General features: G+C 66.7%; 25 protein-coding genes. 7 read left to right on the forward strand and 18 right to left on the reverse strand.

Annotated features, from left to right (window positions below):
* Nucleotides 1–33 precede the first annotated feature (33 nt).
* Nucleotides 34–798, forward strand: a complete 765-nt coding sequence (locus AB0F41_RS09740; RefSeq protein ID WP_357422369.1) for an SDR family NAD(P)-dependent oxidoreductase — start codon at nt 34–36, stop codon at nt 796–798.
* A gap of 114 nt (nt 799–912) precedes the next feature.
* Here the strand turns inward: AB0F41_RS09740 and AB0F41_RS09745 are convergent, their stop codons facing one another.
* The gene (locus AB0F41_RS09745) at nt 913–1,587 is read right to left on the reverse strand and encodes a hypothetical protein (RefSeq protein WP_357422370.1); all 675 of its coding nucleotides are present in this window, start codon (nt 1,585–1,587) and stop codon (nt 913–915) included.
* Between the two features lie 359 nt (nt 1,588–1,946).
* Between AB0F41_RS09745 and AB0F41_RS09750 the strand changes: the two genes are divergently transcribed.
* Nucleotides 1,947–3,164 (forward strand): globin domain-containing protein, encoded by a 1,218-nt coding sequence (locus AB0F41_RS09750; RefSeq protein WP_357422371.1) that lies wholly within the window; start codon nt 1,947–1,949, stop codon nt 3,162–3,164.
* 66 nt (nt 3,165–3,230) lie between these two features.
* Here the strand turns inward: AB0F41_RS09750 and AB0F41_RS09755 are convergent, their stop codons facing one another.
* The 4 genes from AB0F41_RS09755 to AB0F41_RS09770 are packed head-to-tail and all read right to left on the reverse strand — an operon-like array spanning nt 3,231 to nt 7,361.
* A complete protein-coding gene (locus AB0F41_RS09755; protein WP_357422372.1) occupies nt 3,231–3,998 on the reverse strand; it encodes an enoyl-CoA hydratase/isomerase family protein in 768 nt (255 codons plus the stop codon).
* 1 nt (nt 3,999) lies between these two features.
* The gene (locus tag AB0F41_RS09760) at nt 4,000–5,088 is read right to left on the reverse strand and encodes an acyl-CoA dehydrogenase family protein (RefSeq protein WP_357422373.1); all 1,089 of its coding nucleotides are present in this window, start codon (nt 5,086–5,088) and stop codon (nt 4,000–4,002) included.
* Nucleotides 5,075–5,980: an acyl-CoA dehydrogenase family protein gene (locus AB0F41_RS09765; RefSeq protein WP_357422374.1), complete on the reverse strand. Its 906-nt coding sequence runs from the start codon at nt 5,978–5,980 to the stop codon at nt 5,075–5,077. Before AB0F41_RS09765 ends, AB0F41_RS09760 begins: the two co-directional genes overlap by 14 nt.
* Nucleotides 5,958–7,361, reverse strand: coding sequence for an AMP-binding protein (locus tag AB0F41_RS09770; protein WP_357422375.1), 1,404 nt, complete (start codon nt 7,359–7,361; stop codon nt 5,958–5,960). Before AB0F41_RS09770 ends, AB0F41_RS09765 begins: the two co-directional genes overlap by 23 nt.
* A 100-nt stretch (nt 7,362–7,461) precedes the next feature.
* Between AB0F41_RS09770 and AB0F41_RS09775 the strand changes: the two genes are divergently transcribed.
* The gene (locus AB0F41_RS09775) at nt 7,462–8,532 is read left to right on the forward strand and encodes a ferredoxin--NADP reductase (protein ID WP_357422376.1); all 1,071 of its coding nucleotides are present in this window, start codon (nt 7,462–7,464) and stop codon (nt 8,530–8,532) included.
* 25 nt (nt 8,533–8,557) lie between these two features.
* Here the strand turns inward: AB0F41_RS09775 and AB0F41_RS09780 are convergent, their stop codons facing one another.
* Both AB0F41_RS09780 and AB0F41_RS09785 read right to left on the reverse strand, forming a co-directional pair.
* Nucleotides 8,558–9,070 carry an anthrone oxygenase family protein gene (locus AB0F41_RS09780; RefSeq protein ID WP_357422377.1) on the reverse strand — a complete coding sequence of 171 codons (513 nt, stop codon included), beginning with the start codon at nt 9,068–9,070 and terminating at the stop codon, nt 8,558–8,560.
* A gap of 208 nt (nt 9,071–9,278) precedes the next feature.
* A complete protein-coding gene (locus tag AB0F41_RS09785) occupies nt 9,279–9,986 on the reverse strand; it encodes a hypothetical protein (protein WP_357422378.1) in 708 nt (235 codons plus the stop codon).
* Nucleotides 9,987–10,262: 276 nt separating this feature from the next.
* Here AB0F41_RS09785 and AB0F41_RS09790 point away from each other — a divergent pair, with 276 nt between their 5' ends.
* Together AB0F41_RS09790 and AB0F41_RS09795 are read left to right on the forward strand one after the other, a co-directional pair.
* Nucleotides 10,263–10,463 (forward strand): helix-turn-helix domain-containing protein, encoded by a 201-nt coding sequence (locus AB0F41_RS09790; RefSeq protein WP_357422379.1) that lies wholly within the window; start codon nt 10,263–10,265, stop codon nt 10,461–10,463.
* Nucleotides 10,460–11,653, forward strand: a complete 1,194-nt coding sequence (locus AB0F41_RS09795; RefSeq protein ID WP_357422380.1) for a HipA domain-containing protein — start codon at nt 10,460–10,462, stop codon at nt 11,651–11,653. The genes AB0F41_RS09790 and AB0F41_RS09795 overlap by 4 nt, the downstream gene beginning before the upstream one ends.
* A gap of 156 nt (nt 11,654–11,809) precedes the next feature.
* Here AB0F41_RS09795 and AB0F41_RS09800 read toward each other — a convergent pair whose 3' ends face one another.
* The 6 genes from AB0F41_RS09800 to AB0F41_RS09825 form a co-directional block, all read right to left on the reverse strand.
* Nucleotides 11,810–12,019 carry a DUF397 domain-containing protein gene (locus tag AB0F41_RS09800; RefSeq protein WP_357422381.1) on the reverse strand — a complete coding sequence of 70 codons (210 nt, stop codon included), beginning with the start codon at nt 12,017–12,019 and terminating at the stop codon, nt 11,810–11,812.
* Nucleotides 12,016–12,909 carry a helix-turn-helix transcriptional regulator gene (locus tag AB0F41_RS09805; RefSeq protein WP_357422382.1) on the reverse strand — a complete coding sequence of 298 codons (894 nt, stop codon included), beginning with the start codon at nt 12,907–12,909 and terminating at the stop codon, nt 12,016–12,018. The genes AB0F41_RS09800 and AB0F41_RS09805 overlap by 4 nt, the downstream gene beginning before the upstream one ends.
* 870 nt (nt 12,910–13,779) lie before the next feature.
* On the reverse strand, nt 13,780–14,541 hold the full coding sequence (locus tag AB0F41_RS09810; RefSeq protein WP_357422383.1) for an ESX secretion-associated protein EspG: 762 nt from the start codon (nt 14,539–14,541) through the stop codon (nt 13,780–13,782).
* A gap of 84 nt (nt 14,542–14,625) precedes the next feature.
* Nucleotides 14,626–15,795, reverse strand: a complete 1,170-nt coding sequence (locus AB0F41_RS09815; RefSeq protein WP_357422384.1) for a hypothetical protein — start codon at nt 15,793–15,795, stop codon at nt 14,626–14,628.
* 51 nt (nt 15,796–15,846) lie between these two features.
* Complete coding sequence (locus AB0F41_RS09820; protein WP_357422385.1) at nt 15,847–16,341, reverse strand: hypothetical protein; 495 nt, start codon at nt 16,339–16,341, stop codon at nt 15,847–15,849.
* 59 nt (nt 16,342–16,400) lie between these two features.
* Complete coding sequence (locus AB0F41_RS09825; protein WP_357422386.1) at nt 16,401–16,970, reverse strand: DUF3558 domain-containing protein; 570 nt, start codon at nt 16,968–16,970, stop codon at nt 16,401–16,403.
* Nucleotides 16,971–17,492: 522 nt separating this feature from the next.
* Here AB0F41_RS09825 and AB0F41_RS09830 point away from each other — a divergent pair.
* Entirely contained in the window at nt 17,493–18,074 is a 582-nt protein-coding gene (locus tag AB0F41_RS09830; RefSeq protein WP_357422387.1) for a GNAT family N-acetyltransferase, read from the forward strand.
* Between the two features lie 26 nt (nt 18,075–18,100).
* On the forward strand, nt 18,101–18,955 hold the full coding sequence (locus AB0F41_RS09835) for a hypothetical protein (RefSeq protein ID WP_357422388.1): 855 nt from the start codon (nt 18,101–18,103) through the stop codon (nt 18,953–18,955).
* 3 nt (nt 18,956–18,958) lie between these two features.
* On the opposite strand, the gene AB0F41_RS09840 is transcribed toward AB0F41_RS09835, so the two are convergent.
* The 5 genes from AB0F41_RS09840 to AB0F41_RS09860 form a co-directional block, all read right to left on the reverse strand.
* A complete protein-coding gene (locus tag AB0F41_RS09840; RefSeq protein WP_357422389.1) occupies nt 18,959–19,876 on the reverse strand; it encodes an SCO2521 family protein in 918 nt (305 codons plus the stop codon).
* A 176-nt stretch (nt 19,877–20,052) separates the two neighbouring features.
* Nucleotides 20,053–21,054 (reverse strand): SCO2522 family protein, encoded by a 1,002-nt coding sequence (locus AB0F41_RS09845; RefSeq protein WP_357422390.1) that lies wholly within the window; start codon nt 21,052–21,054, stop codon nt 20,053–20,055.
* A 57-nt stretch (nt 21,055–21,111) separates the two neighbouring features.
* Nucleotides 21,112–22,062 (reverse strand): SCO2523 family variant P-loop protein, encoded by a 951-nt coding sequence (locus AB0F41_RS09850; RefSeq protein ID WP_357422391.1) that lies wholly within the window; start codon nt 22,060–22,062, stop codon nt 21,112–21,114.
* A gap of 4 nt (nt 22,063–22,066) precedes the next feature.
* A complete protein-coding gene (locus AB0F41_RS09855) occupies nt 22,067–23,911 on the reverse strand; it encodes an SCO2524 family protein (protein WP_357422392.1) in 1,845 nt (614 codons plus the stop codon).
* Between the two features lie 240 nt (nt 23,912–24,151).
* Nucleotides 24,152–26,224 (reverse strand): alkyl sulfatase dimerization domain-containing protein, encoded by a 2,073-nt coding sequence (locus AB0F41_RS09860; RefSeq protein WP_357422393.1) that lies wholly within the window; start codon nt 26,222–26,224, stop codon nt 24,152–24,154.
* Between the last annotated feature and the right edge of the window lie 34 nt (nt 26,225–26,258).

Consider the following 26,258-nt stretch of genomic DNA (forward strand, 5'->3'; position numbering starts at 1 on the left):
CTGAGAGCGAGAATCGCAAGAGAGGGTAGTGCTATGCAGATCGAAGGTAGTTCGGCGATCGTCGTCGGCGGCACGGGCGGGCTGGGCGAGGCGACCGTCCGTCGTCTGCATGCCGCGGGTGCGAAGGTCGTGGTGGCGGATGTGGCCGACGACAAGGGCAAGGAACTGTCCGACGAGCTCGGTATCCGCTATGTGCACACCGACGCGACGAGCGAGGAATCGGTCCGGGCGGCGATCGAGGAAGCGAAATCACTCGGACCGCTGCGCATCTCGGTCGATACCCACGGTGGGCCGGCCGCCGGTGGGCGGCTGGTGGGCAAGGACGGCTCCCCGCTACCGCTCGACGGGTTCCGCACCACCATCGAGTTCTATCTGATCGCGGTGTTCAACGTGATGCGGATGTCCGCGGCGGCCATCGCCGAATCCGAACCCACCGAGGAAGGTGGGCGCGGGGTCATCGTCAATACGGCCTCGGTGGCCGGCTACGAGGGCCAGATCGGCCAGCTCCCCTATTCCGCCGCCAAGGGCGGCGTGATCGGCATGACCCTGGTCGCGGCGCGTGACCTGTCCCCGCTCGGCATCCGGGTGGTGACCATCGCCCCCGGCACCTTCAACACCCCGGCCTACGGTAAGGCCGCCGACCAGCTGGAACAGTACTGGTCCCCGCAGATCCCGTTCCCGAAGCGGATGGGCCGGTCCCCGGAATACGGGCAGCTGGTGCAGTCGATCGTGGAGAACGACTACCTCAACGGCGAGGTGATCCGCCTCGACGGCGCGCTGCGCTTCCCGCCGAAGTAGACGAACCCGCCCGCTCGCCTCGGGGTGAGCGGCGCGGCCGGTCCCGGGATGTATCCGCGGGAGAGGAATTCACGTCGACGACCGGCCCCTCGGCCTCATGACGCCGATCCGGGCTCATGAGGCCGGTCCGGTGATGCCCGGGTGAGCCGGCTCCGGAACATCCGGGCGGCGTTCGGCGCCCTTGTTGCCCCGGGCGGTCACCACGGGCTGCGCTCGCTGTGGAAAGGCGGCGAGGTCGGTGTGCTGACGCAGCCGGTGCAATTCCCACAGCGATATCGCGATCACCACTACCGCCCCCAGCAGCAGAACCGATAGCGGATAGACGGTTCGCAGCACTTCGCGGCGGCCCTGCCGGGCGAGGATATCCAGCCAGGCGGGGACCCTCCAGGCACACAGCGCGGCCACCACGGCGAGGGCGACCGATCCGAACGCCGCGCGCAGGTATACGGACCGCCGATAGGCCAGCGCCACATGGTAATCCGCCCACCGCGCGTTGGGTGAGGTGTCGAGGTGGGTGGTGTCGCCCTCGAGCTGCCGGATCTGCGCCAGCGTGTAGGCCACCGACCGGTCCAGCGAGTCCCGCCCTTCCAAGCCTTCGGGCCACGCCGCCCGGACCTTCACCAGCCCGTCGAGACGCTCATACGGCGTGGCGCGGGCAAGCCCGGAGGCGTACCGGCCAACGATCCACGCGGCGAGGACCACCGCCAGTGGGGCCCCGACGGTCAGGACGTCCTTCCACGCCGAACCGGATGGCACGGTGTCGGCTTCTGCGGCAAGCCAGTCGAACACGAGCCGATTTTCGCACTCCCCCATCCCGGACGGGGCCGGTTCGGCAAACCCGGACAAACCAGCTTGGATAGCCTGGTTTACTCCCGCCGTTTCCACTCGGCAACTTTCGAGCATCCAAGCCATCGGCGCCCGCTCCGGACACACCGCCACTCCGCCGACCTGTCCGGATCTCCACTCGCCCCCCCCGCGAGGGATGCGGCCGACTCGCCCGAAACACTTAGTAAGTTACTGAGTATTCTATTCAATACAACAATGGAAGCAGGGCATATAGGTAATTATGTAACCGTAGATACCGCCTTCGAACGGCCGCCCGCCGGCGACCGTGGGGTGAGTACCCGATGATTGGAGGGAACACGCACATGAGCACCACACTCCCCGCGCTCGGTCGACAGCACGCCGAGATCGTGCGCGCCACCCTGCCCCTGGTCGGGGCCCATATCGATGAGATCACCGACGTGTTCTACCGCGGACTCTTCGACCGTCACCCCGAACTCGGACGCGACCTGTTCAACCGCACCGATCAGGCGGCGGGCTCCCAGCCCCGCGCGCTGGCCGCGTCCATCGCACGCTTCGCGGCGCGCCTGGTCGACCCCGCCGCCCCGCAGCCGGATGCCATGCTGGCCCGGATCGGCCACAAACACGCGTCGCTCGGGGTGACCGCCGGGCAGTACGAGGTCGTGCACGAGCACCTGTTCGCCGCGATCGGAGCCGTGCTCGGCGCCGAGGTGGTCACCGAACCCGTCGCCGCCGCCTGGGACCGCGTCTACTGGCTGATGGCCGACGCCCTCATCGAACAGGAGAATCGGCTCTACACACGGGCCGGGGCGGCACCCGGCGCGGTCTTCCGGGAGGCCGTCGTGGTGGCCCGCGACGAAGATCCGGCCGGAGTCGCGGTGTTCACGGTGGAGTCCGCCGATCCGGCCCGGCCGCTGCCCGGATTCACTCCGGGACAGTACATCTCGGTGGCCGGACGACTTCCCGACGGCGCCCGCCAGCTGCGGCAGTACAGCCTCCTGGGCCCGGCCGAGGGCGGGCGTCTGATGTTCGCGGTCAAACGCGTCGACGGCGAGCCGGGGTTCCCGGCGGGTGAGGTGTCGACGTGGTTGTACCGTCATATCGCGCCGGGCGACACCCTCACTCTCACCCTGCCCTTCGGAGATGTCACGGTCGATCCCGCGGCCACCACCGCGCTGGTCCTGATCTCGGCCGGTATCGGTATCGCGCCGATGATCGCCATCCTCGAGCAGCTGGCGAGCGATGCCCCGCACCGGCGGGTGCTGCTGGCCCACGCCGACCGTTCCCCGCACGCTGTCCCGCTGCGGGCCCGGCTGCTCGAGCTGGTCCCGCGGCTACCCGCACTGACCCTGGAGTTCCACTACAGCGAACACGGCACAGGCGCCCACTTCACGGTGAATCCCGGTGCGCTCGACCTGCCCGCGAATGCCGACTTCCTGCTCTGCGGCCCCACCGGGTTCCTGACCACCGTGCGCGCCGCGCTGCGCGAACACGGTATTCCGGACGCGCGGATACGCACCGAACAGTTCACTCCGACCGACTGGCGCGAGGGCACGGCCTGACCTCGGATCCAGACCTGGCCTGCGGCACCGGAGGCCGGGCCCCTGTGACAACCCGCTGGCCGGGCGCTATTTCTTGCCGGCGGTGAGCCGGGCGATGGTCGCCTGGAAATCGTCGGTCTGGAACGACTGGTATTCCGCGGTGAGGGCGTAGTCGAGGGTGGTGAGCACCGCCTTCTCCAGCTGCATGTTCAGCACCCGTTTGGTGGCCTCGACAGCCTGGCGCGGCATTTCGGCGATCCGCTTGGCACAGGCCAGCGCCTCGGCCATCGGATCGGCGACCACATGGTTGGCCAGTCCCATCTCGCGGGCGCGTTCGGCGGAGATCCGGGCGCCGGTGAGCGCGTACTCCTTGGCCAAGAGCAGACTCGTGTGCAGCGGCCAGGTCAGCGGGCCGCCGTCGGCGGCCACCAGCCCCACCTGGACGTGCGGGTCGGCGAGGTAGGCGCTCTCGGCGATGTAGACGATATCGCTGAGCGAGACGAGGCTGCATCCCAGACCGACCGCCGGGCCGTTGACCGCCGTCACCACCGGAACCCGGCACCGCGCCATTCCGAGGACGATATCGCGCCCGTGCGCGATGGTCTTCTCCCGCAACGCGGTATCGCGCCCCAGCTCGGCGAGATAGGTGAAATCACCGCCGGCCGAGAAGGCCTTCCCGGCGCCGGTGAGCACCACCGCCCGCACCTCGGGATCCTCCGACAGCCGCGGCCACAGGCGCGCGAGCCCCGAGTGCAGGGCGTCGTCGACCGCGTTGAGCGCGTCGGGACGGTTCAGCGTGACGATGCGCAGAACGCCCTCGGCCCGGACATCGATTTCCGCTGGCATATCGTACATTTCAGACTCCCAATCCGAGGATCCGCGAGGCGATGATGTTCTTCTGGATCTGCGACGTCCCGCCCATCACGCTCTGCGCGCGGCTGTACAGATAGGCGCCGAACATCTCCGCGTCGGCGGTGCCCGCGACGGTGAGCGCGGCATGTCCGACCGATTGATCCACCCAGGTCATGAGCAATTTGTCCAGCGACCCCTGCGGACCGTGCGTCACACCGTCGAGCTGTTCGGACAGCCGCCGCCGGACGTGCAGGCGCAACATCTCCGATTGCACCGCGGCCCAGGCGAGATCGTCGGGCAGCGGGCCGTCCACCCGGGACGCCAGCTGCCGCACCAGTTTTCCGTAGCGGGCGGCGTAGCCGAGGGTCGAGGGTTCGCGTTCGTGCCCGACCACCGTCATCGCGAGTTTCCAGCCCTCGCCGGGCGCGCCGATCATCTGATCGGCGGGTACGCGCGCGCCGTCGAACAGCACCTGCCCGAATTCGGTGGTCACCCCGCTCATCATCTCCAGCGGACGCTGCTGGACACCTGTCTGTTTCATCGACAGGACGAACGCCGAGATCCCCTTGTGCCGCGGCGCGTCCGGGTCGGTGCGGGCCAGCAGCAGGCACCAGTCGGCCACATCCGAGTAGCTGGTCCAGATCTTGTGGCCGTGGATGACGTAGTCGTCGCCGTCACGGGTGGCGGTGGTGGTGAGCGAGGCGAGGTCCGAGCCGGCGCCGGGTTCGCTGAAACCCTGGCACCAGCGCTGGCTGCCGTCGATCATCCCGGGCAGGAACCGGCGGCACAGATCGGGGCTCGCATGCCGCCCCAGCCCCTGGATCAGGTAGCCGAGGCTCGGCCGGGGCGGAGCGCCGGCGATGGCGAGTTCCTCGTCGAGGATCACATCGAAGACCGGTGCGAGATCCTGGCCGCCGTACTCCTGCGGCCAGGACAGCCCGAAGAACCCGGCCTGGTACAGCTCGGCATGCCATTCGCCCTGCCGGGCCCAGTACTCGTCACCGGAGGTCGGGTATTTACCGGCGATATCGGTGAGCCAGCCGCGCAGCCTTTCCCGGAACGCGGCTTCCTCCGGGGAATCACGAAAGTCCAAGGCCGGCCTCCTCCAGTCGGACGGGAAACAGTTCGGTGGACACCAGTGCCCGCCGCAGATACACGTGGGCCAGGCATTCCCAGGTATTGCCGATACCGCCGTGCACCTGGATGGCGGTCTCGCAGACGGTGCGGGTGGCGCGGGCGGCGTAGATCTTGGCGATCCGGGCGGCCTGCAACGCCTCGGCCGGGTCGAGTTCGTCGACGGCCCACGCGGCATGCCAGAGCACGCTGATCGATCCTTCGATCAGCGCCTCGCTCTCGGCCAGCAGATGCGCCACGGCCTGGTAGGAGCCGATCGTATTGCCGTACTGGGCGCGCATTTTCGCGTATTCGACCGCGAGCCGCTGCGCACCCCGGGCGGTGCCGACCAGATCGGCGCAGGTCGCGGTCAGCGCGAGGGCGTGCCAGCGGTGGCGGTGCCGGTCGGAGATATCCCCCCGCGATTCCCAGGGCCCTTCCGCCGCGGCGCCGGCACGGGTGAGGTCGGCTCCGGGCACCGGTGCGCCGACCCGGCCGGCCAGCAGCGTACTGCCGTCGAGCCGCAGCACCCGCTCGCATCCGGTCGCGTCGATGGCGAGTCCGTCCACCGAGACCGTCCACAGCGCGGTCTCACCGTCGGCCCGCCCGTGCAGATCGTCGGCGAGGATCGGGCCGAGAAACGGCACGTCGACCAGGCCGCGGCCGAATTCCTCCGCTACCAGCGCGACCTCGACGCCGGTGGCGCCGTCGGACCGCAGTTCGCGGAACCCGGTACCGGATACCGCCTTTTCCAGCCGGGCCCGGCGGGTGGTGTCCGCCAGGTCCAGTACCGACCCGGGCCCGAGTTCATCGGCCAGTTCGGCCGCCGCGTCCCGGAGTTGGCGTTGTTCACTCGTCAGCCGGACGTCCATAACGCTCCTTCAGCACTCGCCGCAGCACCTTGCCCGAGGGCAGGCGGGGGATCTCGTCCACGAACAGCACCCGGTGCAGGCGCTTGTAACCGGCCAGCCGCTCCTGCACGAGCGTCGTCAATTCCGCGGCCGTCACCGGCGCCGCGATCGCGACGGCCGCCACGATGGCCTCGCCGTTGGCGCCGTCGGGCACCCCGAAAACCGCGCAGTCGGCCACCGCGTCGTGCCCGTGCAGCACGGCCTCGATCTCGGCGGGCGCCACCTGGAATCCGCGGACCTTGATCATTTCCTTGGATCGGTCGGTGAGCCGGATCCAGCCGTCGCCGTCCACATTTCCCACATCGCCGGTGCGATACCAGCCGTCGTCGAGCGCGCCCGCCGTCGCCGAATCGGGCAGGTACCCGGCCATCAGCGAGTCCGCGCGCAACTGGATCTCGCCGTCCTCGCCGGGCGGCACCGGTGCACCGTCGTCGAGGGAGACCACCCGGACCCGCACGCCCGGCACTGCCTTGCCCACGCTGTCGAGCCGCGGCCCGTCGATCGGATTGCAGGCGATCACGGGGAGTTCACTCGCGCCGTAGGCCGGCAGCCAGGTGACGCCGGTTCGCCGGGTGACCGTTTCGGCCACGCTGGGCGTCACCGGGGTGGCCCCCCACATGATGTAGCGCAGCGAAGACAGGTCGTAGGACTCCAGATCGGGGTGCTGGGCGATGGCGAGCGCGATCGGCGCCACCGCCATCTCCACGGTGATCTTGTCGGCTTCGATGGTGCGCAGTACCCGCTCGAGGTCGAACCTGCGGTGCAGGCGCAGCCAGGACCCGCATTCCAGCGCGGTGATGATATTGAGAATGCCCAGGATGTGCGAGGGCGGCGTCGCCACCTGGATCCGGTCGCCGGGGCCCAGTCCGAGGGCCTCGCGCCAGTGCACGACCGCGACCGCGAACGACGCGTGGGTGTGGCGCACCGCCTTGGGCAATCCGGTGGTGCCCGAACTGAATACGAGAACCGCGTCGCTACCGGGGTCCGGCGGATCGAAGGTCCGGGTGGTGGGGGGCACCGGTTCGTCCAGGGACAGCATGTCCATGAGTTCACCCAGCACCGGATGATCGCCCAGAGCATGCTGCGCGCCGGTGATCTCGAGCGCGTGCGCGACCTCGGCACGTTTCCACGCGGGGCTCAGCAGCACCACCGCCGCGCCCAGCCGCCAGACCGCCAGCACCGCGGTGACGAATTCCGGACGGTTGGACGACATCAGCGCCACCCGCTGCCCCGGCCGCACCCCGCGCCCGGCCAGCATCTCGGCCAGGCCGTCCGCCGTCGCGTCCAGTTCGGCGCGGGTGTACTCACGCTCCTCGAAGGCGAGCACTGTGGGACCTGTCATCTGCGTCCCCCGATCCGGTACGACTTCATCGCTGTTCCTATCCGAATTTGAGAATACTATTCTCGCTTGGATAGAATCTTAATACCAGAAGGAGGCGACCATGGCGAGACCACCGTTGTTCCGGCGCGCGAAGGTGACCCGGATCGTCAAGGAGACACCGGACACCCGCACCTTCGTGCTGGAACCGGAGGACGGGCCGTTCTCCTACCAGGCCGGGCAGTTCTGCACGTTCAAGTTCACCGTCGACGGCAAACCGTTCTTCCGGTCCTACTCGATGTCGAGCGCCCCCGAGACCGATACCGAGTTCATGACCACGGTCAAACGGGTACCGGGCGGCACGGTGTCGAACTGGATGCACGACAACCTCAGCGAGGGCGACGAGGTCGAACTGACGGTGCCCACCGGGCGTTTCTGCCTGCGCGAGGCCGATGTCCCCCTGCTCGGGTTCTCCGGCGGCAGCGGCATCACCCCGATCATCTCGCTGGCCAAGAGCACCCTGGCCACCACCGGCCGCAGTGTCCGGTTGCTCTGCGCGGACCGCGACCGTACCTCCGCGATCTTCGAGGCCGCTCTCGACGACCTGGTCGCGAAGTATCCGGGCCGGTTGACGGTGCTCCGGCACCGCGACGACGAACACGGCTACGTCGACGCCGCCAAGGTCCTCGAATTCGTCGGCTCCGATACCGCCGGCGACGCCTATATCTGCGGGCCGGAACCGTTCATGGAACTGGTCGAGAACGCGCTACCCGGACCGGGGCGAATCTTCTCGGAACGCTTCGGCGCCGCTACCCCCGCCAAACCGGCCGATACCGCCCCGGCTCCCGCCCACACCGCGGAACCGCAGGGCGCCCCGGCCGGCACCGTCTCACCGGCGGCCGCCCCGGCCACCGCCGAGGAAGAGGGCACGATCACGATCTTCCTGAACCGGAAGAAGAAATCGGTCCCCCGGCGCGACGGCGAAACCCTGCTGGAGAGCGCCCGCCGCGCCGGGCTGACCCCGCCGTTCTCCTGCGAATCCGGTAACTGCGCCACCTGCATGGCAAAACTTACCGACGGTAAGGCCACCATGCGCGTCAACGACGCGCTCACCGACGACGACCTCGAGGAGGGTTACATCCTCACCTGCCAGGCCGTCCCCGACACCCCCTCGGTGACGGTCCGCTACGAGTGACAGCGAGTTGGCTTTCTGATACCGATCAGCCGGCGGCCTGGGCCTTGCCCCACAGCACCAGCGCCCAGCCCAGGCACGCGAAGGCCACGGTGCTCGTCACGGTGCGGACGAGGTTCCAGGTCACCCACCGTTCCTCGTGGAAATCGGCCCGCACGGCCGCCGGATCGGCCATCTCGGCCGGCACGCCGGCGGCCTTCAACGCGTCGTTGAGCGGCAGATGCACGGCGACGGTGATCGCGACCGCCGCGAAGTAGAGCACCGCGGCCACCGCGGTCCACACCAGCACCCCACCGCGGCCACCGCCGATCTGCAGCAGCGCCGCGATCACCGAAAGCACCAGCGCACCCATGAAAGTCAGCAGGAACAGCGGATTCACGATGGCCCGGTCGATGGCCTGGAAGGAACCGATGAACGTCCGGTCGTCGGCGGTCCGCAGACCCGGCATGATCGCCAGCGCGTAGATCCCGAACACCCCCGCCATCAGTCCGGTGGCCAGGGTCGCTGCGAGCAGCGTGGCCGTGCGGAGTCCGTCGAGCACGACATCACCTCGTCCGAGTAGATCCCGGATGCCTCGGCCGAGGCGTCCACTCGCAGCGCGAGACGCGATCGAGCAGAGTCACCGTACCGGCGCCGGGGCGCGATCACCAGCGCTGGGCCGACCCGGGGTTCAGGTCGCCACAGCCCACCCGCATCGGCCTCACTCTCGTCCATCGAGGACCTCCCGCAGCCTGCGCGCGAATTCTCGTTCACGCGAAGCCGCGGAACACTCCGTCCGGTCCGGCGGCGTCGGCGAATTCCCAGAAGTCCATATTGGAGATGGACAGGTTGTTTTCGATGGCCGGCATTTCCGACGGGAGCACACGGAGCGTACGACCGCGTTCGTGACCGGTCTCCTCGGGGCCGGTATCGACGGCAAGGATCGGATGTTCGGGGTCGGTGAGGGTGACGGTATCGGCGAGGAAGGCATAGAAGGTCGGCCGCGCGCCGATCTTGCCGAGGAGCGCATCGATTGACAAACCGTCGTTCTCCGGATTATCGATGCAGGTCAGCGTAGCTACGAATTCGGCATCCCCGCCCACGCCGGGCGCCATCGCCAATGCGGCCACGACCCGCCACGCGTCGTCGTCACCGAAGTCGGTCCGGATGAACAGCGACGCGTCTTCTTCGAGGTAGTCGTCCAGATTGCGCCCCGTACCGAGTGCCTCGGTGAGTTCCGCCGCCGCCCGCGCGGCCGCATCGGCTGCGATATCTCCGTGGTGCCGTCCGGCCCCGTCCGGTGACACGATAGAGGCGATGATCCGTTGACAGTCGACCGGCGACAGGGGTACAGCGCTGCGGATCTCGAATACCCAGGGACCGATCGACTCTCGGTGTGCCACCGGCGTATTCCGCACCGGAGGTTCCGGCTCGGGTTCGCTGGTATCGGCGGGCCACTGGCGCAGGGTGAACGACATTCGGCGATGGTAAGGCGCCTCACCGACATCCTGGCTTGCCACTTGGCACGGACGACGCGACACGATCTCGCCGCGAGCGGCCCCGGCCACGCTTTCTTGTACGCCGAAGACATAGCCGACAAGTTTCGGCAGGATCCTGCCGAAACCGAATCTCATGGCAGCCCAGGAGTCAACCTCAAGAGAAATCGGCAGCATATTGCCGATTCAGGACTGATGACGTAGCCTCTAACCTACTTATCGGCATTTTCGGCAGAATTCTGCCGATTAGGAGGCTGTATGGATCGGGTGCAGCGCATCGGCGCCGATATTCGTGCTGCCCGTCGCCGGTACCAGCTCACTCAGGAACAGCTCGCCGAACTCGCCGGGACATCGACCCGCACGGTCCGTGATATCGAGCACGGAACCGGGAAAGCCGGGATCAAAACGGTTGCCGAAGTCGCCGACGTCCTGGGTCTCGCACTGGAACTCAACGGATGACGGACCTGACCCGCCTTCGCACTATTCGCGCCGCGGACGTCTACAAGTCCGGCCGACGAGCGGCGGAGCTGACCAAGAGCACCGACGGCACACTCGAGCTCCGTTACCTACCCGAATATCTGACGGCAGCCGAACGACCGATCGCCACCACACTGCCCCTGACGGACGAGCCGGTCCGCACCTTCGGAGGCAGCGTGCCCGCCTATTTCGCGGGATTGCTCCCCGAAGGGCACCGGCTGTCGGTGCTGCAACGAGCGGTGAAAACCGGCCTCGACGACGAGCTCACACTGCTACTGGCGGTCGGCGCAGACGCGCCCGGGGATGTGCAGGTGATACCTCATGGAGAACCTCTGGTCGAGGTTCCGGCGCTTGTCGACGGCGAGTCACCCGCCGAGCTGGACTTCACAGCCCTGGTGGAGAAGGTCGATCCTCATGCACTCCCCGGTGTGCAGCAAAAGGCCAGTACATCCATGATCAGCACGCCGCTCGCGGCCGGTTTCGGACGGTTCATACTGAAACTCTCGCAAAACGGATTTCCGTATCTGGTGGAGAACGAAGCGCTTCACCTCGATGCGGCGCGGATGCTCAAAGTCCCTGTCGCCGCCGCACAGTTGATCACGGACCGCGTAGGCACATCCGGTTTGCTGGTGCAACGATTCGACCGAATCGAACAGGACGGCACATGGACCCGGCTGGCATTCGAAGACGCCACCCAGGTCATGGGAATCCCGCCTGCGGGCAAATACACGGTGGATGCGATCGAGGTCGTCCAGGCACTCGCCGCCGTGGTACCGGCGTCGCGAGTCGCCGTACGAAACCTGTACCTGCAGTTCTTGTTCGCCTGGCTCACCGGGAACGGTGATCTGCACGGCAAGAACCTCGGTGTGCTCGAAAGACCGGACGGTCGATGGGCAATCGCACCGATATACGACATCCCCGGCACACTGATCTACGACGATGATTCGATGGCATTGCCTGTCGGCGGCCGAACCCGGAAGCTGAAAGCACGAGACTGGATCGGCTTCGCCGCCGAGATCGGGCTGCCCGAGCGTGGCGCAGCCTCCGCGCGCGCCGTCGCACTGCGTGCCGCGGAATCTGTCGACTACGCCCGGCTACCTTTCACCGGCTCCCCCGTCCGCAAAGTGGAACGCGAACTACGATTCCGCCGCAGCGAACTGCAGCGACTGTGACTTCGATTCCGACCGCGTTGACCAGCGCGATCTGTTCGAGGAGGCTGCGGCGGCAGAGCCTGACCCAGTATCGACGAACTCGCAGAATCGGTGAAACGCGAACGCTCCCGCGCGGCGGCGGGAGCGTTGTCGGTACATCCGGATCACACAGGTTGCTCAGACTGTCGGCTCTGATCCAGCCGCGCGCAGACCAGCGGTGAATGTGTCCCACTCGCCCGGACCGAAAACCAGGGCCGCGCCGCTGGGGTTCTTGGAATCTCGCACACCCACCATCCCTGACCGGAGATGGGCCACCTCAACGCATTCCTTTCCGCTGGCGCTGCGGCTGCTCTTGAACCAGGCTGCGTCGGTTAGGTCAATGCTCATGCCCGATACTCCCTTGCCGTCGCCTCGATCAGGCGCTGTGTGTCTGGCTCGTCCAATGCTACTTGCAGAATGGAACTCCGAGCTGCTTGATACCGAGCGATCTCACTCGGCTTGTCCAGGTACAACGCTCCGCTGTAGCCCTCGACGTAGACCACAGGAGGTTCGGTCAGGACCGGATTCAGATGGTCGGGAAATTCCAGCAAAATGAAGTCCTTCGCTGTCAGCCCGAGGTGGTCCGGGGTGAAAAAAGGAAGAACTCGAAGCGAAACGTTGGGCATCGCGCACATCTCGGCGAGGTGATCCAACTGGTCTGCCATAGTCCCGACACCACCGGTGGGATGACGAAGCACGAACTCGCTCAGCACAACGCTGAGGGTGAACCCGGACGGTTCCCTCAGCCGCTCTTGCCGACGTTGCAGCAGAGCGATCTCACGGTCGAGATCGACCGGCTTCCCCAGCGACTTCGAAATCTCCCACAGTGCACGACGGTAGTCTGCGGTCTGAACTAGACCCGGCAAGGTGGCCGTCTGCCATGTGAAGACCCCAGACGCCGCTTGTTCGAGACCGAAGTACATCTCAACCTCCGGCACCATCGCGTCGGCATACGACTGCCACCACCCGTCCTTGCGGGATTCGTCTACGAGCCACAGCAGTTCACGGCGTTCTTCAGCGCTCGCACCGTACGTGTCACACAGCGCGTTGACCACCATCTTCTTCGTCTCGCTGTTGCGCCCGGATTCCAAGCGCCACAGCGTCTGCGCGCCCATCTCGCACTTCCGCGCCGCGTTCGCCCTGCTCATCCCCGCCAGCTCGCGCAGTTCGCGCAGGCGGCGGCCCAGTACCCGGCGCGGCAGCGTCGGCGGATTCGTGGGGTTGGATTCGATCGACATAGTTCTCTCCCCTTCGTAGGCGTTACTCGCGGTTATTCCAACTCGAATGGAACGGTCGAACAGTTCGGAATTACCTGGCCACCCGGTGCAATTCCGTTGTGCCCCCGAATCTTACGTAGGGATTCACAATCGGGAAAGAGGATGCTTGACTGAATGCGCGGCCGATGACATGGAAAATTCCGTGGCGGAATTTTCCATATCGCACACCACCATCCCCGACATTGCGAGGTGACCATGCTGTTCGGACTGCCGGTAGTCGACCACCGGAGGGTGCCGGTGATGAGCGTCGATCACGCCCACCGGGTGATGCAGACCCATATCGAGTGCCCGTCGACGGCGTGTCCGATAAAAAGGCAAGCGCGGGCCCGACTGGTCGAGGAACGCAGAATGGTTCCCGGCCTATGGGAATTCTCCGAGTACTGATCCGGCCATGCGAAGGGAAATATGTCAGTGAAAGAAGAATTGCCGCGCCGCATTCCCGGTGCGACTCATGTGCCCCGGGGAAGGAATGGGGGACCCGCGACCAACCTCGCCACACTCATCCGGGTGTCGAACGCCTTGCGTCGGTGGCCGCCGCGGGAAACCGGGCCGGCACGGTGAACGGTTCCCCGGAGCGCGACGATCGCCAGGCACCATTCGACTCGCTCGCCGCGCAGGCCGGGAGCCTCGGTTACCGGCTCGTCCGTGAACCTGGCACACCGGCCGGTTGGGCGCTGCTGGACGCATCGGACGGTGAACGACTCTATGGGGCAACCGCTCTCATCGATATCGCGCGGTATCTCGATGGATAGCGGCAGACCGCTCCCCTGTCCTGGCGCCCGATCGGGCCGGTCCGCACCGCCTCGGGTATCCGGGCAGCCGAGGACGGTACTACCAGGTATCCGGCTCGTCCTCCCGCAGCCGGACGAGCGCGCGGTCGATCCAGTCGGCGAAACCGGCCGCGAGGTCGGCAGCACCGACCGGTCGCACCATGACGTGTTCGCGCGTCCGCTTCTCCAGGTAGCGGCCGTCGCCGGTGATATCGAACCACTGGGTTCGGTACCAGGGTTCGGGACGATCCAGGATCGACCCGACCCGCAGGCCCGCGCTGCCGCTGCCGTCCGCAGGCCGCTGCGCGAGCCGCCGGTACTGTTCGCCGGGACCGCGCCGCAGGGACCGCTGCTGATCGCGGCCGGGCGCGAGATCGTCGATATGGAAGGTGGCCGCCGCTTCCCGGCCGGGATCGCACGGCGACACCAGGCCGGCGAGACGTTTCGGCAGCTGTTCGGGGGCGAACAGCTGGGCATGGATCGAACCGTCGACGCCGTCGATCGCCGACTGGGCCAGCACCACCCCGTAGTGGTTGTCGCGCGCGCCGGCAACGCGATATTCACGCACCCGGCCCTTGGTGGTCGCGGTCGAGGCACCCCGGATCTCGATCCGCAGATCGCCGTCGGAAACGGTGTGCAGTGCCCGCCGGATCAGTTCGCGCTCGTCCCGGTCGTACCGCTCCCGCACAGCCGCCGCGTGTGCCTCGTACGGGTTGCGGGTCTTGTAACGGCTCAGATAGTGCAGCGGGCGGGGGAATCGGTCGATTGCGTCGCGATACCAGAGCGCGGCGAAATCATCCGGCTCCCAGATCCATGTGCTCATTGTCGGTGGTATTTCCTCGATTACGTCACGGCTGCCGAAGCGTCGGCTCCGGCAGCCGGGCACGGTCCGGATCGGGCAGGTCACTCATTCGCGTTCCGGTGGCCGCGCCGCCGGAGCCTCGCCGCCCAGAACCCCGCCGGGAATCGTGGGCGGCAATTCCCCGATCAGTTCCTCGGCGTTCTCGGCGGTGATGAGATAGTCCGGAATCTCGTGTTTGTCGTCCTCGCCGCCCTGCTGCCCGCGACCGGCCCCCGGCGACATCATCCCCGGCATGCCGCTGCGCGCCGCGCCCGAACTGGTGGTCCCCGCGGCCGCCGCCACCGGCGGAGCACCGGTGGTGTTCGGGGTACCTGGCACACTGCGGCCGGGATCGCCGGTGGTCACCGGACTTCCGCTCGGCGACCCGGGAGACCCCGGGCCGGTAGTGGTCGTGGTGCTCGGCATGGTCGTGGTACTGGGTGTGGTGGATACCGGGCTATCCGTGGTGGACGGTGTCGTTCCCGCCGGTGTCTCACCGGGTTGCTCGGTACCCGGATCCTCCGTCTCCTCGGTACCCGGATCATCTCCGAGCTCCTCCGCACCGGGCTCCTCCCCGGTAGGACTCTCCTCCTCCGGGTTTCCGGTATCCGAACTGTTCGGGTTACCGCCCTCCTCGGTGGAGTTATCGCCAGGGCCGGGCTGGTCACCGGTGTCGGTGGGCAGATCGGGGTGCAGGGGCTGGGTCGGGTTCACCGGGACGGGCAGCACGGGGATCTTCGTATCGGCCGCGACGAAGCCGGTTACGTAGTAGTCCCGCATGACCTGCCGGGCCGATTCTTCGTTGTCGGTCCGCTCGTTGTCGAACCCGAGGATGGTCCACTCCCTCGGATCCCAACCCGAATGCTTCTCGATCACCTCGGGCAGATTGGTCTGAGTACGCATAATCGACACGACGGACTCATAGACCTGGACAGCAAGGGCATCCAGCGCGGGAACGAGGTCTTCGGCCCGGGTCGCGTAGTTGTCGATCGCCTGCCGCGATTGTTCCGCCGCCGGCCCTTCCCAGGCAGCAGCGCTGGATCGCCGGATCCGCGCCGCGAACACCTGCACTCCGCTCTCCCACTGAGCGGCGATCTGCCCGTATTGATCGGAGGCCATCATGCCGTGATCGCCGGGAGCCAGCGGCTTGAATGCTCCGTCGATCTCGGGGTGGGAGAATCCATTCGGTTCCTCCGGATCACCGATTCTCGGATTCTCGTTCTGGAAGGCCATCATTCCCCCTGTTTCGAACTCACTGACGCACCGTATGGCCGAACCGCGGGCCTCCTACTGTCCTGCAGTAACCGGGAAGGCCGGCGGCATCGCCAACGGCACGACCGGCGGCGCCCCGGCCATCAACTCGTTGTACCGGCCGGCGAACGCCTCATCGGTCTCCATATACCGCTGCGCGATCACCCGGTGCAACTCTTGAATATCTTCGACGATCACGTAATGCTGTTCCAGAATCGCGTGGACGTCGTTCCCGTCTCCCGCATTCTGCGCTTTCGTTCGGAAGCGACCGACGAGAGTTTGCGCTGAGGGCAGATTGCCCGCGCCTTCTCCAAGGTCCCACCGCTCGCGGTTGTAGATATCGCGCGCCAGACGTTGAAGCGCCCGAATGAGGAGTTTGAACCCCTCACAATCGCGCTCCATATACACGAATTCTTCGGCGTTCACTCGAACTGAATCCGGGGAACCGGAACCGAGATTCACCGACAAGCGCCCTTCCCGCGCCTCCGTAAGTAATTCATCCAACGGACGTTGCGCCGTATCTCCACTCATTCCTGCACCCCTCGCACTGATGAACAACTCACAACGGGACCAACAACACGCCCGGCAACTCACGCATCGGGAATCAGAGGAGCGATCTTCTCAGCGAGGCCCTGCGCAAGTCCACATGTGTCCAGCTGACCTGTCTTATCGTTCGACGCCGGATTGTCCATCGACAATTCAAGGCTTCCCCCTTCCATCTCGACATAGAACAGGCAGGAAGCACGTACATCGGGGGCACCCGCCGCGTCAACCGCCATCGCTGCGCGGCCGTCGACCGTGTACTCCTGCCGAACCACGAACTCTTCGTTGTCCCGTACGACCGGCAATGTCAGATTTGTCGTCGTAATACCCACCGCGTAGCTGTCGGGGGCAACGTAGCCGCATCCGCGCCACTTGATCCCCTGGCCACCGTCGGCATTGGAGTCCAAGCCGTCAGGGACCAGACTCTCCGACGCCAGCACGTCCTGCGGGATATCCGTGCACGGATCGAACGACGACGGCGCCTCCGCCGCGATCGGCAACCCGGTCGTCGTGGTCACCGGCGACTCCGCCCCGCCGCTCCCCGAATCACACCCCGCGACCAGCAGCGCGACCCCCACTCCACACAGAATCCCCCGGATCGACCGCACAACGGCCATCACGAACCTCCCGACACCGGCATTCCATACAGAACCGGGAACCGGCCGGCCCCCCGCGTCTCTACGACCCTACCCATCTCCCGATACCCCACTCAACCCACAGCGAGCAACGCGTGTTGGGTGGGGGTCCGCAGATTTCGCTCGTTACCCCGACATCGCCGGATGGGGAGGTTCAGGCAGGCTGTGCCCTCTCGAACACCGAGACCATCGGCGGTTGGTTCCGGTCACGGATACCGTCGCCCGCGCTGGATGGGCCTGCCGTCAGGTAGCTCTCGGACAGGACGATGTAGGCCGACGGCTGCTCGATAGCTGTCCGGACCCGGAGCCCCGTCCCGCCCGGGCCCTACGTGCCGGGATAGCACTGAGCATGCAGATGAGGCGTATTGCGCTGTCGCACAGGCTATTCTGCGGCAACCGGCAAACTGTTCCCTATTCTGGACGGACCTCGATCACCGATGCACACTCTATATAACGACGACGTTCGGCGCGGATAGCCGAGCGCGGGGGGGTGAGGCAGCAGATATGACCCGTCGACCAGCCGACCGGCCGCAGATCATCGACGGAGTTCCGCCCGCCGCGACAGGTGCGGGCAGAATCCGGTCCGCGCGACTGGATGACCTGCCCATCCTGGCGGGCATGGAAAACGCCCAGTTCACCGACCTGGCCTACCCGTTCTTCATCCTGCGGCAGCTGTTCGAACTGCACGGATCGCAGTGGGTCGTCGCCGAAGAGCGCGGCGAAATCCTCGGGTACGCCGTGGTCGGGGTCGACGGGCAAGGCTGCGCCTGGGTGCTGAGTATGGCTGTGTCCGAACGGGCCCGCCGCAACGGTGTCGGAACTCGTTTGCTGGAACATGTATTCGAGCGGTGCCGTGACGGACAGATACCCCGGGTCCGCCTCACCGTGCGTCAGGAGAACACCGCCGCGGTCCGGCTGTACGAGAAGACCGGCTTTCGGCAGGTCGAGCACGACCTGAACTATTTCGGTGCCGACGAGCCGCGTGATGTGCTCGAGTTCCGGCTCGAACCCGCCCCGAGGCGCTGGGACAGCGCCGCGCCCGGCGACCCCCAATGGGTCAAGCGCCCGCGCGGCCGGCAGCTCTGATCCACCTACTCAGTTCAAGGGGACCCATGCTTGACACCGGCAGCGACCAGATTCCAACCGCGGTGCGATCCATGATCGACCTCATCGGCCGTCAATCCGCTCACTACGCGCTCCGTCTGGACGAACTGGGCACGCTCCAGGCCGACGGCAAACCACTCACCGAAAGGAATCTGCTCGCCAATTTCCATCAGCGCGTCGAACAGGTCGTCGTCGAATACGAAAAATCCAATGTACCGCTGCGCGGAGATGCCCTCGTCTTCGAGCAGATCCACCGCCCGAACCGTGAAGATTCCGCCATTCTGCACGGGCCGGCCGCAACCATTCAGAAGTTACTGGCACTGGAGGTGGAGTTCCGCGGGCCACGCCGGCTCAGCGGTACTCAGAACATGTATATCGCCGAGCTGTACGAAGTGATCGGCGGCGTCTTGAAAAAGAGCGGGTTGCCCGGTCACGCGGCACTCGCGTATAAGCGCGCCACGTACTGTTTCGATGTCGCCGAAGATATCACGGCCCAGGACCGCTGCCGCCTGGCGCGGGCACGGGCGAAGCGGCAGGCGACCAGGCCACGGTGGCGACGCATTCCGGGGTGGATCTCGGATTTGTTGTGCGGGTACGGCTTCAAACCATTTCAGCTTCTGGCCTGGGTAGCGGTACAGCTGGTCCTGTTCACCATCCTGTACTGGATACTGGAGGGGAAGGAACTGACCGGGCATTCGCTCGCCGATGCGGCCAGGATATGCTTCACCAACTATCTCGATCCGGTGGGTGTCGACGATCTCAACGCCCGGGCCCAGGTTCTGTTGCTGGTCGAATCCTGGACCGGAATCATCTTCCTCTCGGTATTGTTCGCGCTGCTGGTGCGGCGTTGGTTCCGATTCTGATCCTCACCCGGCGTTCTCGTGCATGGCCTTCCATGTCGAGACCAGCAGCCGGTTACGCATATGCCCGACCGTGCGCAGCCATTGCGCGGCGAGGTCGGGTTCCTCGGCCAGCTGAGCCCACAAATCGCGCAGCGCCGCCGGCGTATGAGCACCCGGAACCCACAGGTGCGCGAGATGTTCCAGTACCGGGGCGAGGATGTCCACGGATTCGGCGGTCCCCGGACCGGCCAGATCCGCACGCTCGACGGCATCGGCCGCGACGGTCAGCAGCCAATCATGGGCGGCGAGATCCTCGCAGAAACGCTGCACACCATCCAGTTCCGACTCCGTGGGCACAACTATCAGCGCCGTTCTGGTCAGGTCGTCGTGTACTCGCAGCGCCACCTGGGCCCGCGGAAGGTCGCCGACGCGGGCTGCCCAGCGCAGCCGGAGCGTCCCCGCACGCAGGGGTGCCTCGTTGTCCAGCCGGCGCAGCCCGATCCGGCCGAGGAGCCGATCGGTCGGCGAGGTCAGGTCGAGGGTCGCCGAGCTCGGACGGTCACCGAGGAAACCCTCGGCCAGGCGTGCCGGTGTCTCATGGGTGACCCTGGTCATCACCTCGAGGACACCGACCCGGCTCAGATAGTGGAACCACCCCTGCCGCTTGTCCGACGCCGAGCGCGTGATCGAACACCGGGCCGAACTCTGTACGATCCGTCCGCCCACCACGGTCGCGCGCAAGGCGATGGTGCCGATCGCTCGCACTGCCGGATGTCTGGCGACAGCGAGCCCGCAATCCACCCCCTCCGCGACCGGTGGCGAAATCCCCAGCGACACCGGCCGTTCCCGCCACCGCACCCGATGATCCGGGCTGAATTCGAGCAGCTCCCTGACCTCGCCGTGCTGCAGGGCGGTGGCCGTGGGCAGCAGGGCGGTGCTCACCTCACCGAGCATCGCGAGGATGCCGGGCGGCGTGTGCGGCGGCGCAGGCGGCGACGGGGTGCGCGGTTGGCCGGCCGCGGCGCGGGCGAGAACCCGTACCGCCCGGCCCCTCCCCTGTGCCCGGGCAGAACGGCGGGCAGAGCCACGCGGTGACTCTGCGGCATCGGATCCGGCCATCAGGATCCGGCCAGCAGATGATGCTCGAGCCGCTCCGCGACCCGCCGGGACACTGCGACGTTCTCGGCGCGGCCACGCGCGATCACCTGCTCGACCACCTCGTGGTCGAGCTGGATGTGGTCGAGGATCACCCGGACCGAGTGTTCGATACCGACGTAGCGCATGGGCAGAATCGACAGCGAACGGTAGGCGGCGAACGGTTTGGCGCTCTCGTTGAGCTGAATGACCGCAGGGAGATCCTCCCAATGGCCGGGCCACCGTTCCCGGTTCCACACCTGCGGTTCCACCGGGGGCCGCCCCTCGTAGCGCAGCATGCCCAGCCGTAGCAGTTGCCAGATCGCCGCCAGATACGGACAGGACCATCTGGGGGTGCCCCCATCGGGGTTCTGGTTCCACATCTCGACATCGAGGAATACCGAATGCACCCGGCGGCCGAATTCCTCGGGCGGCTGATACTCCTGCTCGGGGTGCATCGCCAGCCCGGGTTCCTGGTCGGTGGCCCGTTTTCCGTTGCACAACCACCCGGACTCGGCAGTCGGGGGCCGGCGGCCATTGGATCCCTGATCGGGCTCGGCGACGATCCGATGCCGCACCATTTCGGCCAGGGCAATCGCGGGGCTGCGCAGGACGCCTTCCCGAACGACCTCGGGAACGTCGGCACACCCCGCTTCCCGGGCCAGGTAATCGATCGTGAGCCCACATTCGGCGGCGGTGCCCAGCACCTTGTCGAGGATCACGCCCGGATCGGTATCACGCCGGAAATAGTCGTCGACGAGGAAACAGGTGCTGACCCGCGCCCGCGATCCGAACTCGGCCTGCGCGGACCGGGTGAACGCGTCGAGCAGTGGCACGATACGCCGGAACTGCTGCCGAATCCGATCCACACCGTTGATCAGATCCTGCATCAGGAAGTGGCCGACCTCGACCGATATATGCGACAACGGCACTGCGCTGACTCTCCCGAGCTCGCTGGCCTCGCTGTAACCTGCCACATTCTCCACGTGGTCGGATGCCTGTTCTGCGAACGATGTCGCGGTCGAATGATTCGGGACGGCTGCCTAGTTCAGTGGAACCCATGTGCGCGGATCGAGCAACCGATCGCCGAGATGATCGAAAGCCTCGACGGTCGAGCGATTGGCGATCTGCTTCTGCACGTCGACGTCGAGGATCAATTGCTCCCGCCACTGCAGCATCGGCTCGACCGGAATCGTACCGAGCAGGGAACTCGCACCGATCTGCAACTCACCGGCGAGTTCGTTCAGAATTCGATCCTGCCGGTGCAACCACGCGGCCTGCGGCGCCGCTCCCCCGCGGATTCGGTCGACCTGGGGCACAGCGGTCCGCACGAAGCGGATATTGCTCAGCAGTTCGTCTCGATCGTGCCCGGCGCGTTCACCGCAATCGAGTAGTCCGTGGGAACCGTATACGAGACCACTCGCGGCATAGATGTGCTGCCGTGTCCAACGGTGGAATACCAGCCAGCGCACGGTTCGCGCGGCCAGTACTCCCTGCGCGGTGGCGTTCAGCACGATATCCAGTGCGATGGATCGACCCGCACTGAGATCGACGATCGACAGATCGAATTCCTTGTCCACCGTGTGCAGCAGACGTACGCAGCGCTCGACCACTTCCGGGTCCCAGCGCCGGTCGAACTCTCCCCCGCCCTGATCGCCGGGAAACAGCACCAACTGCCCGCCTCGACCACGCCTGCGCCGGACATCCTCACGGTCGGTCCGGTCGCGGACGTTGATGCGGGCGGGTGCGCCGCCCGTTCCCAGCAGGTACGCGTGCAGACCGACACCCTGGCCGGCACCGGCATCACGATCGAATTCGGGTGCGACCCCGCGCTCGTAGCCGCCGAGTTCGAACAGGGCGCCCGCGGTGGGTGAACCGAAATCGAAGTCGAGATAGGCAACCCTCTTGCCCCTGGACGACAGCCGGTATCCGATATTGCAGCTCGTCACCGAGCGCCCGGTGCCCCCCTTGTCGGATGTCGCGAAGACGATCATGGGATCACATGTTCCTCGTCGCGTCCCGGCGTCCCGCGGCGAGCTCGTCGAGTTCGCGCAGCGCGTCGAGTGTGTGCACGAAGGCGGTCGCCGCGTCCTCCCGGATCAGCCGCCGGGCTTCGTCGATATGGCGTTCGACGGCGTACAGCGCCTCCCGGTTGTCGGAATAGTCGTCGATTCTGACTCCGAGCATCTCCTGGTCGAAACGGTGTTCGGCGGTATTGAGCATGATCCGCGCCATCGACTGCAGATCGGGCCAATTCGGTGGCGGCTCGCGGTAGGTGCGGTCCGCGGCGACGAAACACTCGATCATGCGCTCGGTCATGTACCACGACGGCCGTGTCTCGGCGTTCTCCCGATGCCCGGCGAACGCCCCGGCGGGGTCGTCCCACAGGCCGACCGCGCCTTCGCGCAGAATACGAGCGTTGAGATGGTCCATGGTTGCCTTCGACAGCTCCATGAGCTTGTCTCGCGCGGCGACGTTGTTCGACAGGCGGGCCGCCTGCATCGTCCGCTTGAGCAGTACCGCCGCGAAGTCCGATACCTGCCATTGCAGCGGCGGGCCGCCGTCCACTTCCTCGGTGCCCCGCAGGGCGAGCAGGACACCGGGCTGATGCAACTGCACCGCCGGATCGCCGCGCATCGGACGCCGGATGATCCGGCCCCGGCCCGCCAGCTCGTCGAAAATCGCCACGGCCCTGGTCAAGTCGTCATCGGAAGCCGTCCGGGCGACGAGATCCTGGATCAGCACGGCGGAAACGATGAGACTGTAGTAGTCGGACTGCTCACCGTCGGAGGTCTCCCACGGAATGTCCTCCAGCGGCCAGCGACCTTCCCCGAACCGGGCCACGTTCGACCAGTAGCGCTGGGTCAATTCCCAGCGGGTGCGCAGCGCCTGCGCCAGCCGGTGCTGGGTTTCGTCGAGCAGGCCCAGTTCACCGGCACGCGGGGAGACCAGGTCGTTGATGCCGTCGAGTGCGACGACGGTGAAATACAGATAAGGCCGTGACTCGGCCACCCCGGGAGCATCCGCGATCGGCGCGGTCACGAAATCGACGGGTGAGGCGTCGTCCGCGATTCCCCACGTCCAGCCGCACTCGAAGAGCAGGGAATCGTCTTCGAGTTCCTCGACCGCCTTGTCCTGCCCGAGCGCGATATCGCTGCGCAGGCGGGCCCGGACCCGCGCGAGGCCGGTCCGGATCCCGGCGAGCACCGTTCGCTCGGTGTCTCCGGACTGGTTCAGCATGCGCAGGACCGCCTGCCCCTCGGCCGAGCCCGGGCGGAAGGTGTTGACGACGAAGCTGCGGACGAGACCGGTCATGGCGGCGGTGAGCCTGTCACTGAGACGGGCCGACAGCTCTTCGATCTGCACGGTGGAGGCCCCGGGCCGGACACGGGCCCGGTAATCGCGAAGGAACCGCAGGCCGGCCATGCACAGCGTCAGTGACATCGAATAGGAGTCGACGATATCGAGCCGCTGCTGCGCCTCGGTCGGTGGCCGGTCCTCGCTCGAGCGCAGATAGCTGCCACCGGCGAAGATCGGCTGCCCGTCCGCGGCGGAATTGTTCTCGATATAGGACGCCAGCAGCGACACCACGAAAGCACCGATACGTGTTGTGCCGCCGATGGGTTCGAGGACGGCCTGCACGTCCTTCTCGATGCGGTCCGGATCGTGCAGGGCGAACACGTCGATTTCGGTGGCGGGATACAGCAGACAGAGCAACTGCTCGGAGTCGCTGATCGAGTTGACCGAGCGGATCCCGCCCCACTGCCACTGCTCGCCGTCCCAGCAGGCGTCGACCATCGCCTTCCAGATTCCCAGAATCTGTTCTCTCGGTTGGATTCTCATCCGCCGGCGTCCTCACACCCCTAGTAGCGGTCCACCGGGCTCCCGGTCGCGTGATACCGACCCGGCCGGCGATTGTGGGCAAAAGATAGCACGCAACTTCCATCGTAATCGTAGGCACCAGCGAAGAATCCACGCTCTCACGCGGACTTGCTCACGCACCGCCGCATTCCGTCGGGGCCGCGGGCCGAGGGGGACCGTCCGCCCCTTGCTCGACGGCAGCCAGGCGGTAGCGGCCCGAACTCAGGGCGTGACGATGGCGAAGCCGGGGTCCGGAGCATCCAGGAGTGCGTTGAGCTGTTGCAGTAGCGCGGGATCGCCGGTGAAGCGGATATCTCCGGAGCGGACCGCGGCGGCGAAATCACCGCCGCCGAGCACCACCCGCAGCAGCGTGGCTCTGGTCAGATCGAAGGAGGCGTCGGGGACGGGACCGGACGGCCCGGGCGGGAGGTCGTAGTGCACGAGGACGCCGTTGCGTAGTTCCATCCGATGGGTGCGGTGCTCGTCGCGGATATGCCAGTCCATGAGCATCCGCCGATCCCAGGCCCGCGGTCCGTCGACCCGGACGGCGATGGCGTCGAACACCATCTCGACCGTCAGCGCCGCACTGAGCCCGGCATTGTCGGTGCTGGTCGGGGTACCGAAGGAGCCGTTGCGCAATTCGGTCGCGCCGGAGAGGTAGAAGTTGCGCCAGGTGGCGTTCTCCGCGCCGTAGCCGAGTTGCTCGAAGGTACTGGCCTGTAGCTGTTTGGCCGCGGTATTCGCCGGATCGGCGAAGACCACATAGTTCACCAGCTGCGCCACCCAGCGGTAGTCCCCGTCGCGATAGGCCGTGCGCGCCTTGTCCAGCACCGCGTCCGCACCACCCATCGCGTCGACGTGGCGGGTGGCCGATTCCACCGGCGGAAGCTCCCACAGATGTGCGGGGTTACCGTCGAACCAGCCCATATACCGCTGGTAGACGCCCTTCACATTATGACTGAGCGAACCGTAGTAACCGTGGGTGTGCCAGGCGTCGCGCAGCGCGGGCGGCAGCTCGAGCATTTCGGCGATCTCACTGCCGACATAGCCCTGGTTGATCAGGCGCAGGGTCTGGTCGTGCAGGTAGGCGTACAGATCACGCTGGAGGGAGAGATATTCGACGATCCGGTCCGCACCCCAGGTCGGCCAATGGTGCGAGGCGAAGGCCACCTCGGCGGAGTGGCCGAACAGGTTGATCGCCTCGGTGAGGTACCCGGCCCACATCCGCGGATCCCGGACCTGGGCACCGCGCAGGGTGATCAGATTGTGCATCGTATGGGTGGCGTTCTCGGCCATACACAGCGCGCGGTGGTCCGGGAAGTAGAAATTCATCTCGGCCGGGGCCTCGGTACCCGGGGTCAGATGGAAGACCATCCGCACCCCGTCGACGGTCTCCTCCTGCCCGGTGCGGGTGATATCGCGGGTGGGCGGAATCAGGCCGATGGTGCCGACCGATGTGGTCTGCCCAAGCCCGGAACCGACCTGGCCTTTCGGGCCGCGGGGCAGCGCGGCGCCGTACATGTAGCCGGCGCGGCGGCTCATCGCCGGGCCCGCGTAGACGTTCTCGGAGACCGCGTGCTCGAGGAACCCGGCGGGCGCCAGCACCGGGCAGCGTCCGGCCCGGACCTCCTCCGGGTTCGTCACGCCGAGCACACCACCGAAATGGTCGACATGCGCGTGGGTGTAGATCACCCCGGTGACCGGGCGGTCGCCCCGGTGTTTCCGGTACAGGCCCAGCGCCGCGGCCGCGGTCTCCCGGGAGATGAGCGGGTCGATCACGACCACACCGGCCCGTCCCTCGACGAGCGTCATACTCGACAGGTCGAGGCCGCGCACCTGATAGATCCCCGGGACCACCTCGTAGAGTCCCTGCCGGGCCACCAGCCCGGACTGGCGCCACAGACTCGGATGCACCGACGACGGGCAGGGCTCCCGCAGGAAGCCGTACGAATCGTTGTCCCAGACGACCTTGTCGCCGGCGCCGCGCACGACCCCCGGTTCCAGCGATCCGATCCAGCCCCGATCGGCGTCGGCGAAGTCCGCGGTATCGGAGAAGGGCAGTGTTTCGGCCGCCCGCCGATGCTGGTCGAGGATATGACCACTGGGGTCGCTCACCCCCGCGAAGGCACCGTCGTCGGCGCCCGGAGAATCGCACCCGGTCACCGACGCGCCCACCGCGGTGACCGCCAGCGCGGCGGCTCCGATACCGAAGATCCCGCGCCGCGAGATCTTGTGGTGGTGATCGCCGGAATCAGATCCGGCGCCATCGATTTCCACGCCGTTACCGCCTGTCATCGCCGACACCACCTATTCACTGGACAGAACACAT

Source organism: Nocardia sp. NPDC024068 (genome assembly GCF_040638875.1).
In the GTDB taxonomy this organism is placed as follows: Bacteria; Actinomycetota; Actinomycetes; order Mycobacteriales; family Mycobacteriaceae; genus Nocardia.

Excerpts from the sequence above, each read along its gene's own strand:
- AB0F41_RS09740 (WP_357422369.1), top strand. The coding sequence starts at position 34 with ATGCAGATCGAAGGTAGTTCGGCGATCGTCGTCGGCGGCACGGGCGGG.
- AB0F41_RS09750 (WP_357422371.1), top strand. The coding sequence starts at position 1,947 with ATGAGCACCACACTCCCCGCGCTCGGTCGACAGCACGCCGAGATCGTG.
- AB0F41_RS09755 (WP_357422372.1), bottom strand. The coding sequence starts at position 3,998 with ATGTACGATATGCCAGCGGAAATCGATGTCCGGGCCGAGGGCGTTCTG.
- AB0F41_RS09765 (WP_357422374.1), bottom strand. The coding sequence starts at position 5,980 with ATGGACGTCCGGCTGACGAGTGAACAACGCCAACTCCGGGACGCGGCG.
- AB0F41_RS09770 (WP_357422375.1), bottom strand. The coding sequence starts at position 7,361 with ATGACAGGTCCCACAGTGCTCGCCTTCGAGGAGCGTGAGTACACCCGC.
- AB0F41_RS09775 (WP_357422376.1), top strand. The coding sequence starts at position 7,462 with ATGGCGAGACCACCGTTGTTCCGGCGCGCGAAGGTGACCCGGATCGTC.
- AB0F41_RS09785 (WP_357422378.1), bottom strand. The coding sequence starts at position 9,986 with ATGTCGTTCACCCTGCGCCAGTGGCCCGCCGATACCAGCGAACCCGAG.
- AB0F41_RS09790 (WP_357422379.1), top strand. The coding sequence starts at position 10,263 with ATGGATCGGGTGCAGCGCATCGGCGCCGATATTCGTGCTGCCCGTCGC.
- AB0F41_RS09795 (WP_357422380.1), top strand. The coding sequence starts at position 10,460 with ATGACGGACCTGACCCGCCTTCGCACTATTCGCGCCGCGGACGTCTAC.
- AB0F41_RS09800 (WP_357422381.1), bottom strand. The coding sequence starts at position 12,019 with ATGAGCATTGACCTAACCGACGCAGCCTGGTTCAAGAGCAGCCGCAGC.
- AB0F41_RS09805 (WP_357422382.1), bottom strand. The coding sequence starts at position 12,909 with ATGTCGATCGAATCCAACCCCACGAATCCGCCGACGCTGCCGCGCCGG.
- AB0F41_RS09810 (WP_357422383.1), bottom strand. The coding sequence starts at position 14,541 with ATGAGCACATGGATCTGGGAGCCGGATGATTTCGCCGCGCTCTGGTAT.
- AB0F41_RS09815 (WP_357422384.1), bottom strand. The coding sequence starts at position 15,795 with ATGATGGCCTTCCAGAACGAGAATCCGAGAATCGGTGATCCGGAGGAA.
- AB0F41_RS09820 (WP_357422385.1), bottom strand. The coding sequence starts at position 16,341 with ATGAGTGGAGATACGGCGCAACGTCCGTTGGATGAATTACTTACGGAG.
- AB0F41_RS09825 (WP_357422386.1), bottom strand. The coding sequence starts at position 16,970 with ATGGCCGTTGTGCGGTCGATCCGGGGGATTCTGTGTGGAGTGGGGGTC.
- AB0F41_RS09830 (WP_357422387.1), top strand. The coding sequence starts at position 17,493 with ATGACCCGTCGACCAGCCGACCGGCCGCAGATCATCGACGGAGTTCCG.
- AB0F41_RS09835 (WP_357422388.1), top strand. The coding sequence starts at position 18,101 with ATGCTTGACACCGGCAGCGACCAGATTCCAACCGCGGTGCGATCCATG.
- AB0F41_RS09850 (WP_357422391.1), bottom strand. The coding sequence starts at position 22,062 with ATGATCGTCTTCGCGACATCCGACAAGGGGGGCACCGGGCGCTCGGTG.
- AB0F41_RS09855 (WP_357422392.1), bottom strand. The coding sequence starts at position 23,911 with ATGAGAATCCAACCGAGAGAACAGATTCTGGGAATCTGGAAGGCGATG.
- AB0F41_RS09860 (WP_357422393.1), bottom strand. The coding sequence starts at position 26,224 with ATGACAGGCGGTAACGGCGTGGAAATCGATGGCGCCGGATCTGATTCC.